This window comes from Streptomyces sp. NPDC043746, from assembly GCF_056436485.1.
This window is the reverse complement of record NZ_JBWKCM010000008.1, coordinates 1-15,488: the sequence shown is the minus strand read 5'-3', so window position 1 is coordinate 15,488 and position 15,488 is coordinate 1. Positions and strand designations below refer to the sequence as shown.

10 protein-coding genes are annotated in these 15,488 nt (G+C 71.7%); all 10 read right to left on the bottom strand.

The window, feature by feature from the left end; all coding sequences use genetic code 11:
- Positions 1 to 143: 143 nt before the first annotated feature.
- Positions 144 to 1,463: an MFS transporter gene (locus tag AC0682_RS11200; RefSeq protein ID WP_478532348.1), complete on the bottom strand. Its 1,320-nt coding sequence runs from the start codon at positions 1,461 to 1,463 to the stop codon at positions 144 to 146.
- On the bottom strand, positions 1,460 to 2,275 hold the full coding sequence (locus tag AC0682_RS11195) for a thioesterase domain-containing protein (RefSeq protein WP_478532346.1): 816 nt from the start codon (positions 2,273 to 2,275) through the stop codon (positions 1,460 to 1,462). The genes AC0682_RS11200 and AC0682_RS11195 overlap by 4 nt, the downstream gene beginning before the upstream one ends.
- Positions 2,272 to 4,656: a non-ribosomal peptide synthetase gene (locus AC0682_RS11190; RefSeq protein WP_478532345.1), complete on the bottom strand. Its 2,385-nt coding sequence runs from the start codon at positions 4,654 to 4,656 to the stop codon at positions 2,272 to 2,274. Before AC0682_RS11190 ends, AC0682_RS11195 begins: the two co-directional genes overlap by 4 nt.
- Positions 4,653 to 6,101 (bottom strand): serine hydroxymethyltransferase, encoded by a 1,449-nt coding sequence (locus AC0682_RS11185; RefSeq protein ID WP_478532343.1) that lies wholly within the window; start codon positions 6,099 to 6,101, stop codon positions 4,653 to 4,655. Before AC0682_RS11185 ends, AC0682_RS11190 begins: the two co-directional genes overlap by 4 nt.
- Positions 6,094 to 9,273, bottom strand: a complete 3,180-nt coding sequence (locus AC0682_RS11180) for a non-ribosomal peptide synthetase (RefSeq protein ID WP_478532342.1) — start codon at positions 9,271 to 9,273, stop codon at positions 6,094 to 6,096. Before AC0682_RS11180 ends, AC0682_RS11185 begins: the two co-directional genes overlap by 8 nt.
- Positions 9,274 to 9,275: 2 nt before the next feature.
- Positions 9,276 to 10,409 carry a pyridoxal phosphate-dependent aminotransferase gene (locus AC0682_RS11175; RefSeq protein ID WP_478532341.1) on the bottom strand — a complete coding sequence of 378 codons (1,134 nt, stop codon included), beginning with the start codon at positions 10,407 to 10,409 and terminating at the stop codon, positions 9,276 to 9,278.
- On the bottom strand, positions 10,406 to 11,308 hold the full coding sequence (gene dapF, locus AC0682_RS11170; RefSeq protein ID WP_478532340.1) for a diaminopimelate epimerase: 903 nt from the start codon (positions 11,306 to 11,308) through the stop codon (positions 10,406 to 10,408). Before dapF ends, AC0682_RS11175 begins: the two co-directional genes overlap by 4 nt.
- A 74-nt stretch (positions 11,309 to 11,382) precedes the next feature.
- Positions 11,383 to 12,075 (bottom strand): 2OG-Fe dioxygenase family protein, encoded by a 693-nt coding sequence (locus AC0682_RS11165; protein ID WP_478532338.1) that lies wholly within the window; start codon positions 12,073 to 12,075, stop codon positions 11,383 to 11,385.
- 51 nt (positions 12,076 to 12,126) lie between these two features.
- On the bottom strand, positions 12,127 to 13,173 hold the full coding sequence (locus AC0682_RS11160; protein ID WP_478532337.1) for an iron-containing redox enzyme family protein: 1,047 nt from the start codon (positions 13,171 to 13,173) through the stop codon (positions 12,127 to 12,129).
- A gap of 560 nt (positions 13,174 to 13,733) precedes the next feature.
- A complete protein-coding gene (locus tag AC0682_RS11155; RefSeq protein WP_478532336.1) occupies positions 13,734 to 15,191 on the bottom strand; it encodes a catalase in 1,458 nt (485 codons plus the stop codon).
- Positions 15,192 to 15,488 lie beyond the last annotated feature (297 nt).

Sequence of the window (15,488 nt, the reverse complement as noted above, 5' to 3'; positions counted from 1 at the left end):
GTGGAATGAGGAAACGGGTAGGGAGCCCCATGCCCCGCCGTTTCGGAAGGGGAAGTTTCTACGTCGGCTGGTTTTGACGCCCCCGGCGCCTGGGGGGCCGAACGGGGAAACCCCCCCCCCCCCCCCCGGCACCGGAACCACGGTCAGGCGGGCAGCTCCTGCGGCCCCGTCGGCATCGTGCGCAGCTTCCCGACCGGCGACAGGATGATCGGCACGAGCATCGCCGCCGAGAGCACCCCCGCCACCCAGAGCGCCGCGTGCAGCCCGAGCACCCCGGCCAGCACCCCGCCGACCGGCCCGCCGAGCGCCCCGCCGCCGTACAGCAGCATCCGCATCGCGGCGGTCATCCGGCCCATCAGCGGCTGCGGGGTGATGCTCTGCCGCAGACTCACGATGATCACGTTGGAGATGCTGGAGCCGAAGTACTCCAGGAAGAACGAGGCCACGAAGAGCCCCACCAGCAGCCACGAGGGGCCGCCCGCCGCCGGGATCAGCAGCGGGCCCAGAAAGATGATCGAGACCGAGACCCGGTAGGCCGTCCCCACCGAGAGCCGACGCACCACCATCCCGGAGATCAGCGCTCCGAGCAGCCCGCCCACCGCCGCCGCGCCCATCACGAAGCCGATGGTCGCCGCCGACAGCTCCTTGTCCCGCACCGCGTACAGCAGGAACAGCGACTGCACCATGGTCAGGAAGAAGTTGCAGGAGCAGCCGACCAGCCCGATCGCCCGCAGCCACCGGTTGCCGAAGACCCAGCGCAGCCCCTCCGCCAGCTCGGCGCGCAGCCTCCGCTTCTCCGTGCGGGGCGGCGGGGCCGGCTCGGGGGCCCGCACCAGCAGCAGCGAGATCACCGACAGGGCGTACGAGAACGCGTTGGCGGCCATCGCGGCGGGCGCCGAGAACGCGGTGACCAGCGTCCCCGCGATCCCGGGCCCGGCCACATCGGCCGACGAGAGGGTGGCGTTGAGCTTGGTGTTGGCCTCCAGCAGACTGCGCTTGTCCTTCACCAGCACCGGTACGTAGCTCATCCAGCTGACGTCGAAGAGCACGGCCGCCGTGCCGACCCCGAACGCCAGCGCGTACAGCATCGGGAGGGTGAGCAGGTCCGCGTAGTACAGCAGTGGCACCAGGCCGATGAGGACCATGCGGACGACATTGGCCCAGAGCATCACCGGGCGTTTGCGCACCCGGTCCACCCAGACCCCGAAGACCAGGGCGAGCGCCAGGAACGGCACCAGCTGGGCGAAGCGGAGCAGCCCCAGCTCCTCGGGGCCGACCTGGAAGACCAGGACCGCGGTGAGCGGCAGGGCGAGGTTGGCTATCTGGGTGCCGTACAGGGAGAGCCCTTCGCCCACCCAGAACACCATGAAGTCCCGGTTGTACCAGAGGCTTCGCGGTGGCGCAGGCTCGGCCTCCTCGGCGGTGGCGGCACCGGATTCTGTCCGGCCGCTGTCCTCGCTCACGCCGAAACCCCCCTGTGCAGAGCGTGGTTGACGATGTCAGCGATGGCCACGAGCCCCGGCTCCCGCCAGATGGAGTGGTGGTCGCCCGGCACGGTGTACTGGTCGAGCCGGGTCGCGTACGGCTCCCAGCGCAGCAGGTGCGGCTCCGACCTCTCGGCCCGGACCAGGGTGGTCGGGCCGTCGTGGACCCCGTCGATCACATGGTCCACCATCGCGCGGGCATGGGCCCGGAACAGGGTGAACCGCTCCAGCAGGAACTCCGCGTCGAACTCCTCCGGTACGGTCCCCGACTCCGCGATGGCCTCCAGCCGCTCCCGCGGGCCCGCCTCCGGGGCGAGCTTCGCCAGGGCCCGGTCCAGCTCGGGGGCCCCGCCGCTCACCAGCCCCAGGAAGTCGTGGAGGAAGTACCGCACGAGTGCGGGCCCCGGCGGGAACGGCTGGGTGCCGGGCAGCGCCGCGTCGACCACCACCAGCAGCGGCACCTCCTCGCCCTCGGCGGCCAGCTGCCGGGCCATCTCGAAGGCCACCACCCCGCCCAGCGACCAGCCGAGCAGCCGGTAGGGCCCGTGCGGGCGGGCGGCCCGGAGCGTGGCCGTGTGCACCTCGGCCAGCTCCCGGATCGACCCGGCCGGCTCGTCGGACCCGTCGAAGCCGGGCGCCTCGAAGCCGAACACGGGGGTGCCGGCATCGATCCGCGAGGCCAGGTCGGTGTAGCAGTACGGCGAGCCGGAGACCGGGTGGACGCAGTACACGGGCGGGCCGTCGCCGCCCGCGCGGAGCGGGACCAGGCTGTCGGCGGGTGGGGCGGTCACCGTTTCCGGCCTCCGTCTTCCAGGGGAGCGGTGTTCAGGAGCTGGTCGATGGCGGCGGCGACACCGCTGACGGTGTCCCCGCCGTGGAGCAGACGTACGTTCACCTTGATCCCGAAGTGTTTGCTGAGCCGGCTGACCGCCCGCATGGACCGGAGCGAATCGCCGCCGGCCGCGAGGAAGGAGGTGTCCGCCCCGACCTTCGGGGCCGACAGCACGGTGGCGAAGATATCGGCAACGACCTTCTCCGTGGGGGTGTTCGGCGCGATGAAGGCCCTCTCCCCGTCCTCCGGCGGCGGATCCGGCAGCGCCTTGCGGTCGGTCTTGCCGTTGGGGGAGAGCGGTAGCCGGTCCAGGACGAGGACGACCCCCGGCACCATGAACCGCGGGAGCGCGCCCGCCAGATGGGCGCTGATCACCCGGGGCCTGACCGTGCGGCCCGGCCGCGGCACCACGTAGGCGACCAGCCGCAGACCACCGGCCGCGTCCCCGCGGGTGGCGACGACCGCGTCCTTCACCGCGTCGTGGGATCGCAACACCGCCTCGATCTCGCCCAGTTCGATCCGGTGCCCGTGCACCTTGACCTGGAAGTCGGACCGGCCCAGCAGCTCGATCAGTCCGTCGGGGCCGTACCGGGCCACATCGCCCGTCCGGTAGAGCCGCTCCCCGGTGACCGGGCCGCAGGACCAGTCGAAGAACCGTTCCGCGGTCAGCTCGGGCCGGTCGAGATAGCCGGTGGCCAGACCGATGCCCGCCAGATGGAGTTCGCCCGCGACCCCCGGCGGCACCGGCTGGAGGGCGGAATCCAGGATGTACGTACGCTGGTTGGCCATCGGCCGCCCGTACGGGATGCTCGTCCACCCCGGGTCGACCTCGCCCACCTCGTACAGCGTGGAGTGGATCGAGGACTCGGTGGCCCCGCCCAGCGCGACGAACCGCAGCCCCGGGGCCACCTTGCGCGTCCGGTCGGGCAGCGAGAGCGGAACCCAGTCGCCGCCCAGCAGCGCCAGACGCAGATCGTCCAGAGGCGCGGCGCCGGCCGACTCCAGCTGCTCCACGACCAGTTCGAGGAGCGCAGGCGCCGAGTTCCACACCGTGATCCGGTGCCCGGCCAGCAACTCCGCCCAGTGCTGCGGGTCCTTCGCCAGCGAGGGATCAGGCAGGACCACGGTGCCCCCGGCCGTCGTCAGCCCCAGGAACTCGTAGACCGACATGTCGAAGCTGGGCGAGGAGAGCGCGAGGACACGGTCGCCGGGGCCCACGGAGTAACGGGAGTTGAGGTCCGCGATGTTGTTCATCACCCCTCGGTGGCGCAGCGCGATCGGCTTGGGCGCGCCGGTCGACCCCGAGGTGTGGATGACGTACGCCAGATCCCCGGGCGCCACCCCGCTGCACACGTTGCCGGGCGGGGCGTCCGCCCACTGCTCCGCGTCCCGGTCCAGCTGCACGACCCGCGGACCCACCTCCGCCAGGTGCGTGGCGAGATCGCCCCGGGAGACGATCACCGCACACGAGGTGCCGGTGACCATCGCCGCGATCCGCTGCTGCGGATAGTCCGGGTCCAACGGCACATAGGCGGAACCGGACTTGAGCGCGCCCAGCACCGCCACCAGCAGCTCGGGCGAGCGGTCCAGGCAGATTCCCACCCGGCCGCCGACGCCGGCGCCGAGCCCGCGCAGATGGCGCGCCAGCCGGTTCGCCGCCGCGTTGACCTCGCCGTACGTCCACCGCTCCGTGCCCCGGACCACCGCCACGGCCCCCGGGTCGTCGGCCGCCCGCGCCTCGAACGCCTCGTGCAGACAGCGGTCGTGGGGGAGCTCGGCCGCCGTGTCGTTCCACTCCACCAGCGTGCGCCGCAGCTCGCCGTCGGTCAGGAGCCGCAACCGGGCCACGGGGACCTCGGGGCGGGCGAGGGCGTCCTCGACCAGCGTACGGAAGTGGGTGAGCAGCCGCAGCACCGTCTCCTGGTCGAACAGATCCGCGTCATAGCGGAGTTGGACGGTGCGATGGGCGTAGGCGCTGCCGCTGCGCTCCAGCAGCACCAGCTCGACGTCGGCCGGCGCCTCGTCGTCCGCCACCGGCTCGCGCCGCTCCGGGCCGGACCGGGCGAGGTCGGCCGGTGTGGTGTCCGCACCGATCGCGCAGCTCAGCCGGAACGAGCCCGCACCGGGCGTGCGCGCGCGGAAGTGGAATTCGTCCTGACCGGTGTACCGGTGGAGCAGCGCGGCGAACCCGGCGAGCAGCATCTCCTGAGGCGCGGACCCGGCCGCCCCGTCGAGCACCACCCGCTGCCTGGCGGTGCACCCGGCGCCCTCGCTCCGCCGCGGCCGGTCGGTGGGCAGCAGCGCGGGGGGCGCCGGGGCGCCCCGCTCGTGAAGCGTCACGCCGCCCCTCCCACCCGTGAGCCGGAGACCGCCGCCGGAGCCGTGCCGCCGGAGCCCGCCGGAGTGAGCCGGGAGACCACCTCGCCACCGGGTGCCGAGGGCACCGGAGCCCCCGGCAGCGGATGGCGTTCGCACAGCTCGGCCACCTCCGCCCGGACCGCGTCCCGCTCCCCGGCGTCGAGCACGTACTCCCGCTCGCCCCGGACCCTGGTCGCCTCCAGCACCCGGTGCAGCAGCGCAGCGCAGCTCCGCATCCCGGCGGGGCCCATGCCCCGCTGGGCCAGGATGTTGGTGCCCAGCCGCAGCCCGCTGGTGACGAGCGGCGGCCGGGTGTCGTCCGGGATCCGGTTCCGGTTGGCGAGGATGCCGCACTCCTCCAGGGCCCGTTCCGCGACCACCCCGGTCATCGAGCCGCCCGTCAGGTCGATGAGCACCATGTGGTTGTCGGTGCCCCCGGTCAGCACCCGGTGGCCCAGCGCCGACAGGGCGTCCGCGAGCGCCGCCGCGTTGTCGACGACCAGCCGCATCGTCTCCTTGAACGCGGGCTCCGCGACCAGCGCCAGGGCCCGCGCCTTCGCCGCGATGGCCGCCGGGTTCGGCGTGCCCTGCGAGAGCGGGAAGACGGCCCGCTGCATCAGCCGGGACAGCGGGGTGCGGCCGTCCGGGCCGGGCGTGGCGTGCTCGCGCCCGATCAGGATCAGCCCGCCGCGCGGCCCGCCGAGCTGCTTGTAGGTACTCGTGGTCGTCGCGTGCGCCAGATCGACCGGCGTGGGGTGCTCCCCGGCCGCCACCAGCCCCGCGATGTGCGAGATGTCCGCGACCAGATAGGCGCCCACCGAGTCCGCGATGGCCCGGAAGCGCGCGAAGTCGAGCGTACGGGGGTGGGCGCTGGCCCCCGCGATGAGGACGCTCGGCCGGTGGCGCTCGGCCAGCGCCGCCACCTGCCCGTAGTCGATCCGCCCCGCCGCGTCCAGCCCGTAGTGCACGGCCTGGTAGTGCATCCCGGTCACCGAGGCCGGGGAGCCGTGGGTGAGGTGCCCCCCGGAGTCCAGATCCAGGGCGAGGATCGTCCCCCCGGGGCGGACCAGCGCGGCCAGCACCGCCTGGTTGGCCGAGGAGCACGAGTGCGGCTGCACATTGGCGTACACCGCGCCGAAGGCATGCTTGGCCCGCTCCACCGCCAGCCGCTCCACCAGGTCGAACTGCGAGGCCCCCGGGTGGTAGCGGGCCCCCGGATACCCTTCGGCCGTCACATGGGACAGCGCCGATCCGGCGGCCGCCAGCACCGAGGGGTCCGCGATGCTGGTCGACGCCACCATGGCCAGCGTCGCCCGCTGCTGCACCACCTCGGCGTCCAGCAGCCGCGCCAGCTCCGGGTCCGTCGCCCGTAGCGCGGCCGACCCGTTCCGCGCCAACTCCGCCTGCGGCGAAACGAGTTCAGGCACGGCTGGCCGCCTTTCCGGCCTTGGCCACCAGCTCGTCGATCGCCGTCGCGAGCGCGCCGACCGTGGCACCGCCGTACAGCAGCCGGACGTTGACCTTCACCTTGAAGTGCTTGTTCAGTCGGCTGACCGCCCGCATCGCCTGGAGCGAGTTGCCGCCCAGCTCGAAGAAGCTGGCCCCGGTCCCGACCCGCTCCTGGCCGAGCACGGTGCCGAAGACCTCGACGACCTTCTCCTCGGTCGGGGTGGTCGGCGCGATGTACGAGTCGGCCGCGCCGCCCGCGCCGACCGGAGCCGGCAGCGCCGCCCGGTTGATCTTGCGGGCCGGGGTCAGCGGGAACTCCTCCAGCTCCACCCACGCGGTCGGCACCATGTACTCCGGCATCGTCCGGCCCAGGTGGTCCCGCAGCTCCGCCACCGTCGGGGAGGTGTCCCCGAGGACCGTGTAGTAGCCGACGAGCTGCTTCTCCCCGTCGTCCTCCCTCAGCAGCACCAGCGCCATGCGGACCTTCGGGTGGGTCAGCAGCCCCGACTCGATCTCGCCCAGCTCGATGCGCAGCCCGCGCAGCTTCACCTGGTTGTCCAGCCGCCCGATGAAGTCGATCTGGAGGTCGGGCGTCCAGCGCACCAGGTCACCCGTGCGGTAGACGCGCCCCTCACCGAGGAACGGGTCGGGCACGAACTTCTCGTCCGTCAGCTCCGGCAGGTTGAGGTAGCCGCGCGACAGCCCCTCGTCCCCGCCGATCAGCAGCTCGCCCGGAACACCGACCGGCACCAGGTTGAACTCCTTGTCGACCACATAGTGCAACCGGCTGAACTCGGGGCGCCCGATCGGCGGCGAGGACTTCCACTCGCGGTGCTCGCAGAGGTACTCGGTGGTCGCGATCGACGCCTCGGTCGGCCCGTACAGGTTCACGAACATCCGGCCCGGCAGGTTCCACTTGTTGACCAGCTCGGCCGGAAGCGCCTCCGCCCCACCCATGATGTACTTCAGATCCGGGTACGGCTCCGCCTCCACCAGCGACAGGATCGCCGGGGACAGCCCTGCGTACGTCACCCGCTGCTCGCGCATCAGGGCCCCCAGCGACTCCGGCGAGGACGCGTCCTCGGGCGCCACCAGCACCATCGCGGAGCCGCTGATCAGCCCGGCGAAGATCTCGCCCTGCGACATGTCGAAGGTGAGAGCGGGCAGTTGGAGCAGCCGATCGGTGTGGCCCCACTCGCCGAAGGTGCGCCGGTAGGCCTCGACGAACATGCGCAGCCCGCGCTGCTCGATCATCACGCCCTTGGGCTTGCCGGTCGACCCGGAGGTGTAGAGGACGTAGACGAGCGAGGTCGGCTCCGTCCACTCCTCCAGCGGTACGTCGGTGGGCTCGGCCTCGACCGTCTCCCACTCGGTGTCGATCCGCAGGACCTCCCACCCGCTGGAGGGCGGCAGATCACCGACGTTCGCGTCCCGGGTGATGACGAGCGGGGCGGCCGTGTCCCGCAGCATGTGGTCCAGGCGGGCGTTCGGGTGTGAGGGGTCGATGATGGTGTACGCGGCCCCGGAGACCATCACGCCGACGATCGCCACCAGCGCGTCCAGGTCCCGGTCCATGGCGATGGCCACGACCTGCTCCTGCTTGAGCCCGCGCGAGCGGATGTGGCGCGCCAGCTTGTCGGCCCGCCGGACCAGCTCCGCGTACGTCATCTCCTTGCCCCGGCAGACGGCGGCGACCAGGTCCGGGTGCTCGCGGGCGATGCGGGCGATGGTGGCGTGCACCGGCTCGGTCGGGTAGTCGAAGTCGGCCCCGCGCCCGACCGCAAGCAGCTCCTGCTTCTCCTCCTCGGTCAGCAGCGGCAGCTTGGAGACCGGGGTGTCGGGGTCGGTGGCGGCCGCGCCCAGCACGGTTCGGAAGTGCTGGACCATCGCCTCCACCCGGCGGCGGTCGTACAGATCGGTGGCGTACTCCACGATCAGCCGCAGTCGGTCCACGCCCTCGATGAAGCTGAAGGAGAGGTCGAAGCGGGAACGGCCGCCGGAGACCAGGATCGACTCGGTCTCCAGCCCGTCCAGCTGGAGCGCGTCCCCGGTCGTCGTCTCACCGAGCAGCTGCACGGCGATCTGGAAGAGCGGGTTGCGGCCCGCGTCCCGCACCGGCTGCACCCGGTCGACGACATGGTCGAAGGGCACGTCCTGGTTGTCGTACACATCCAGGTTGTTGTCCGCGATCCGCTCGATCAGCTCCGCGAAGGTGATCCCGCCCGAGAGGTCCGAGCGCAGGACCGTCATGTTGATGAACAGGCCGACGACGTCCTCCAGCTCGGGATCGGTACGGCCGAGCATCGGCACCCCGATCGCGATGTCGTCCTGCCCGCTGTACCGGGCCAGCACCACCTTCAGCGCGGCGGCCACCACCATGTAGAGCGAGGCGCCCTGCTCCTGGGCGAGCGCGCGCGCCTGCTCCAGCAGCTCGGTCGGGAAGGTGACGGTGAACGTCTCCCCGTCACGGGTCGGCTCCGCCGGGCGGACCCGGTCGGCGGGCAGCTCCAGCGCCTCCAGCCCGGCCAGCCGCTCCTGCCAGAAGTCCAGCTCGCTCTCCCACTGCCCCGAGGCGCGCTGCTCCCGCTGGCGCTCCACATGGTCGGCGTAGGTGGCGGCCGGGGCGGGCAGCTTTGGGGTGCGCCCGGCGCGCAGCTGCCGGTAGGCCTCGGTGATGTCCCGGCTGATCACCCCACCGGACCAGCCGTCGGTGACGATGTGGTGGTAGTTGAGGGAGAGGACGTGCTCCTGCTCGGCCAGTCGGAACAGCTGGAACCGGCGCACCGGCCCCGCCGCCAGGTCGAACGGGGTGTCCGCCTCGGTCTTCAGCGCCGCGTCGAGCGCCCGCTCCCGCTCCTCGGGGGAGAGCCCGGAGAGGTCGGTGACCGGCAGCGGGGTGTCCTCGGCGGGGGCGACGACCTGGTACGGCACGCCGTCCACCGCGTGCAGGGTCACCCGCAGCTGGTCGTGGCGGGCGACCAGCAGGTTGAGCGCCCCCTCCAGCGCGGGCAGGTCCAGCGGGCCGCGCAGCCGGTAGGCGGTGGGGACGTTGTAGGTGGTCTCCCCGGGGTTCATCTGGTCGAGGAACCACAACTGCTCCTGCCCGAAGGAGAGTTGCATACGGGACTCGGCAGCGTCCGACGCGCTCATGGTCACAGGACTCCGTTCGGCAGATTGCTTGTCCGTCCACCGCGCGGTCCGGTGGACGAGGGGACTTGGGAGGTGGGGCGGAGCAGCGGTTCGAGCCTTCGCAGCCCCTCGGTCACGGCCTCGGGGGCGCGGGCGAAGCAGATCCGGAAGCCGTCGGATGCGCCGAGGGTCTCGCCGGGCATCAGCAGCACCCCGGCGTCCAGCACCCGGCGGCAGAGCGCGAGCGGCTGCTCCCCGGTGGTCAGCCGGAGCCAGGCGAACGGGGTGTCCTCGGGCTCCACCAGCTCCACGGCGTCCGCGTTGCGTCGCGCGAACTCCCTTACGAGATCCAGGCCTTGACCGGTGATCTCGGTGTACCGGCGCAGATAGTGGTCGCGGTGGTCCAGCACATCGCAGGCCAGCGTCTCGCAGAGCACCGAATTGGCGATGGTGGAGAGGAACTTGCGCCGTGCGCACCCCTCGACCACCTCCGGCGGCGCGTACAGCCAGCCGACCCGCAGCCCGGGGAAGCCGTACACCTTGGAGAGGCTGGAGACCGAGATCACCCGGTCGCTGCCGACGGCGGGGGAGTCCCTGAGGTCGAGCGCGTACTCCTCGTCGAGCAGCAGATGGGCGCCATGCCGCTCCGCCAGCGCCAGCAGCCCCTTCAGGTCACTGTCCGAGATCCGCCGACCGGTGGGATTGCAGGGGGAGTTGGCGACGACCAGCCGCAGCTCCGGACCGGCCAGCGCGGCGGCGGCCTCGACGTCGAAGGTGAGGTCGTCGCGGTAGGGAGCGCAGTCGACCCGGCAGCCCAGATCAGCGGTGATGTCCCAGGACTGCTGCCACCCCGGCCGGTAGACGATCACCTGGGAACCGGGGGAGAGGAGGGAGGCGTAGACGAGATAGAGGGCCTGCTGCGCCCCCTGGGTGATGAGGACGGAAGCGGAATCGCCGCCGTAGAGGTCGGCGACCCGGTCGCGCAGCGCGCCGATGCCCCGGTCGTGCCCGTAGTCCAGCTCCAGACCCGCAGGGACGGAGAGCTGGTCGAGCCGGCCGGGGAGCATGTTGCTGTCCCCGAGGTCGATGTCGAAGCGTCCGGCGGCGTCCTCGAAGACCCACTTCTGCATGGGGTATTCGCCGGTGGTGGTGGTCATCGGGCGGCCTCCGCGGTGCGGTCGAGCAGGGCGCGCAGGGCCGGGGCGAAGTCACCGGTCGCCACCTGCCGGACCTCGCCGGTCAGGGTCACCGATCCGTCCGCCGCGAGGGTCACGGCCACACTGCCGCCGGGCATCTCGACCTCCACCCGGTCGTCGCAGAGCCCGAGTTGACGGGCGGCCGACGCGGCGGCGCAGGCGCTGCTGCCCGAGGCCAGCGCGTAGCCGGCGCCCCGCTCGTACACCTCGATCCGCAGCGCGCCCCGGTTCACCACCCGCAGGAACTGCACGTTGGTGCGGTGCGGGAAGCGCGCGTGCCCGGCGATCAGGGGGCCCAGCTGTCGCGCCAGGTCCGGGGTCGGCTCGTCGACGGGGACCACGGTGTGCGGGTTGCCGTTGTGGAGGGCGGTCACCGTCAGCTTCCGCTCACCGACGCTCAGGGGAACGGAGAGCGTGGAGCCTTCGGCGGGGGTGCCGTCCTCGTTCAGCAGCGGCAGGGCGGAGGCGTCGAACACCGGTATCCCGAGCCCGACTTGGACGGCTCCGGCCGCCTGGTCCAGAATCCGTACGGTGCTGTCGCCCGCGCTCGTCCGGAGCGTGAACGGCTCACCGGTCGCCCAGCTGCCCGCCTCCCGCTCGGCCAGGTGCAGGGCGAACATGCGCAGCCCGTTGCCGCTGCGCCCGCAGGCCGAGCCGTCGGAGTTGAAGAGGGCCAGCGGGACCGGGACCCCGGGACGGGGGCCGGCCAGCGGGCCGTGCACCACCCCGTCCGCGCCGATGCCGAAGTGCCGGTCGCAGACGAGCCGTACGGTCCCCGGTGTGACGGGGAGGTCGGTGGAGCGGGGGTCGATCACCACGTAGTCGTTGCCCAGTGCCTGATACTTGAAGAAGTCGGTCATGACTCGTCTCAGGTAGGTGGCGGGGGACAGGGCCGCCCCCGGCCGCGCGGTGCGGCCGGGAACGGCCCCGTACATCAGGCCTCTTGCTCTTCGAGCGCCGCCGCGTCGTGCTCGTCGCCGTACCACTTCTCCGCCCAGCGGGAGAAGGCGATGATCACGATGTCGCGGTGGCCCGGCCCGCCGTCGGCGGAGAGGACGTCCGTGACGTCGTGCGCGAGCCCCCGGTCGTCCAGCAGGACCGCCTGGCCGGCTTCGAGCGTCCCCGACCAGAAGGGCGCGTCCGCCCCCGGCTTCCAGAGCCGGGTGGTGCCGCCTGCCACGTTCACCTTGTTCAGGATGGCGATCATGACGAACTCATGGCCGTCGTGGTGCACGCCCTCCGGGGTGAGCGGTCCGGGCCGGCCGCCCTCGGCGCGGGTCCGGTTCTGGTGGACGTTGATCTGCCACGGCTCGGACCGGTCCAGGCCCAGTTCGCGGACGCCCTCGGCGATCAGCGGGGTGAAGTCCACCTCGATCGGCTCGTAGACGCGGCGGATGCCGCCGCCGACCGGGTTGAACTTCTTGTACGTGGTGTAGTCGCGGTGCGGCAGCCGCTTGAACGACCAGGTGTCGTCCTCGGCCGGAGTGAGCTTGTACTGCGAGAACCGCTTGAAGCGGGTGCCGTTGCCCATGTAGTCGTCGACCGGGCAGCGGTCGTAGCTGGGCGGGATGTCGGGCGCGACCTCGGGCAGGTCGATGACGGTGAATCCTTCGGTGCCGAGCGGCATGTGCTCTCCCCTCCTGGTGGGTGGTGGCTCCTGCTGGGCGGTGGCGGGGGCTCAGCCGGCGACCGACGGCATGCGCTCGTCCAGATAGGTCGCCGAGGCGTTGAGCCGCCACAGGATGCCGCGGGCGATGGCCCGGCGCATCCGGGGGGACTCGGCGGCGGGCAGCACCACGTTGTGGAACCAGCCCTGGGCGTGCTGGGAGTCGATGGTGATGTGCAGCCGGTGGTAGACGATGCCGACCTCGGGCAGGCCGAGCCGCTCCCAGGCGTGCACGACCTGGACGAACCGGTCCGGAGCCATCCACTCGGTCATCCCGAGGAAGCCCACGGCCTCCGGATACAGCGAGCGGTAACGGCACAGCAGCACCGCGAGGTTGCCGTTGAGGAGCGAGTTGGCGGTGAGCGAGCGCTCCAGCTCCTCGTCCGGGATCTGGAAGACCTCGAAGATCTTGTTGAAGAGGGTGGTGTGGACCTGGGCGTGGTCGCCGTTGCCCATCTCGTCCCAGAAGTTGGCGGCGATCTCCATCTTCGCCGCACCCGCCGTACCGACCTGCATCATCGCCAGCAGATCGTCGAAGCGGCCGTCGACGACGGACTCCTGCATCACGTAGTTGCGCAGGTCGGCCTCGGTGGCCCGGTTGCGGATGAACTCGTGGTAGTAGGGGTGCTTGTAGACCCGGTGCTCACGGGCGGTCTTCTTCAGCCAGGAGAGGTAGGCGCGCGGTTCGGTGGGCGCCTCCTCCAGCAGCCCCGGCTCGATCAGCCGGTCCTGCGCCTCGGCGGTCGCGGTCTCCAGCAGCCGGCCGATCTCGTGCGCGACGACCGAGCCCTCGGCGGTCTCCCGGTCCGTCAGCCTGGTGTGCAGCCGGTAGATCCGGTCGAGCAGGAACTGCTGGACGTACAGGGCCTGCTGGTCGCCCGCGGCGGCGGCCTTGTTGACCTCGGCCACCCGGCCGAGCAGGGCCCCCCGCGCGTCGCCGGAGTACTGGGAGTCGGCCTTGTCGGCCGCCGTCCCCAGCAGCACGGTGACCTCGTCGACCGTGGTCAGAAAACGGCTGGCGGGCTCGGTACCGGCCCGGGAAGTACCAACTTCGAGCATCTGCTTCCCCTTGTATTCACCTGATGACTGTGACGTGCCGTACATGTCGTGCGGGTAGCCGTCTGTCGCACTGCGGAGGAGGAAGGGAGCGGGGGAGGAGGAAGGGGTATCGCACCGCACACGGCCCTTGTGGTGCCGGGCAGGGTGTGTGCCAGAACGGCAGAGGCGGTCAATGCGCCGCCCATACTGCACGCAGGTCTCTGGGCAGACTCTGTACGCGGTCTATATGGATTCAAGCCACCGGGCGTCAGGCGGGGAGGGCACCGGGATCCGGGTCGGGACATGGCGAAGAGGGCGCGCAGTACGGGACCGTATCCGTACTCCGCGCCCTCGTTCAGGGGAAAGCGAAGGTGGTGCTGGGGGTGGGCCCTGAGTGACAGGGACCGCGGCGGCGGCGATCGGACCCGGGGGAGGGCGTCTCCTTCAGGTCAGAAGACGGTCCCCGGGTCCTTCACCACCGCACTGGCATCGCACAGCCGCCGCGGCCTCGTCGTCCCGCCCGTCCCGCGCGGCACCCCTCATCCGGGTGCGCGGGACGGGCAGGGGCCTGGGCAGGAGGCTCAGTCCTCGCGCAGGGCGCGGACGGCCTCCTCCACGCGCTTGCCGTAGTCGGCGTCGGCGGCGCGGAAGTGGGCGAGGTTCTTCTCGATCACGTCGTCGCGGGTGACCTGTGAGAGGCCTCCGGCGATGTTGGCGACCAGCCGGCCCTTCTCCTCCTCGGACATCAGCCGGTACAGCTCGCCCGCCTGGAAGAAGTCGTCGTCCTTGACGTGGGCGGCCGTCCCGTAGGTGCCCGTCCAGCCGTGGACGGCGAGCGGGGCGCCGAGCGCGGTGTCCGTCTGCGTCGGGCCGGCGTACGAGTTGGGCTCGTAGTTCTTGTCGTGGCGCGAGCCGTAGCGGGTGGCGTGCAGCCCGTCGCGGCCGTAGTTGTCGACCTGCGCCGCCTTCGGGGCGTTGACCGGCAGCTGGGTGTGGTTGACGCCCAGCCGGTAGCGGTGCGCGTCGGCGTAGGCGAAGAGCCGGCCCTGGAGCATCTTGTCCGGGGACGGGCCGATGCCGGGCACGAAGTTGTTCGGCGAGAACGCGGCCTGCTCGACCTCGGCGAAGACGTTGTCCGGGTTCCGGTCGAGCACCAGCCGGCCGACCCGCCGGAGCGGGTAGTCCGCGTGCGGCCACACCTTGGTGAGGTCGAACGGGTTGAACCGGTAGTCGGCGGCCTCGGCGGCCGGCATCACCTGGACGTACAGGGTCCAGGACGGGTTGACGCCCCGCTCGATGGCCTGGAGCAGGTCCGTCTGGTGCGAGTTGGCGTCCTTGCCGACCAGCTCGGCGGCCTGCTCGGCGGAGAGCGAGCGCACGCCCTGGTTGGTCTTGAAGTGGTACTTGACGAAGAATGCCTCGCCCTCGGCGTTCGTCCACTGGTAGGTGTGCGAGCCGTAGCCGTTCATGTGGCGGTAGGAGGCGGGGATGCCGCGATCCCCCATCAGCCAGGTGACCTGGTGCGTCGCCTCGGGGGCGTGCGCCCAGAAGTCCCAGACGTTGTCCGGTTCCTGACGGCCCGTGAAGGGGTCGCGCTTCTGGGAGTGGATGAAGTCGGGGAACTTGATCGGGTCCTTGATGAAGAACACCGGGGTGTTGTTCCCGACGAGGTCGTAATTGCCTTCGTTCGTATAGAACTTGACGGCGAAGCCGCGCGGGTCGCGGACCGCGTCCGCGCCGCCGAGGGAGTCCGCCACGGTGGAGAAGCGGAGGAACGTCTCGGTGCGCCTGCCCACCTCGGAGAGGAAGTCGGCGCGGGTGAAGCCGGTGACGTCGTCGGTCACCTCGAAGTAGCCGTACGCGCCGGAGCCGCGGGCGTGGACCACGCGCTCCGGGATGCGCTCACGGTTGAAGCGGGCGAGCTTCTCCAGGAGGTGCTGGTCCTGGAGGAGGATCGGTCCACCGGCACCGGCGGTGGCGGAGTTCTGGTTGTCGGCGACCGGGGCGCCTGACTCGGTCGTGAGCACACGCTTAGCCATGTGGCGGGATGACCTTTCGTACGAGCTGCTGACGGCTTGAGGAGCGTAGGTTCGCCGCGGAGGAAGCGTCAACAGTTTGTTGAAATCGAAGTGTGTGGTTCCGGGCCGCGGCAGCGCCTGGGCGCGACAGGACAGGTGTCAGCGCCACCGCGGCCCGGAGATCAGGGGGCCCGCCGTGCGGGCCGGGGGGGGGGGGGGGGGGGGGGGGGGGGGGGGGGGGGGGGGGGGGGGGGGGGGGGGGGGGGAAGAGGGGGGGGGGGGGGGGGGGGGGGGGGGGTGGGGTGGTGGGGGGTGGGG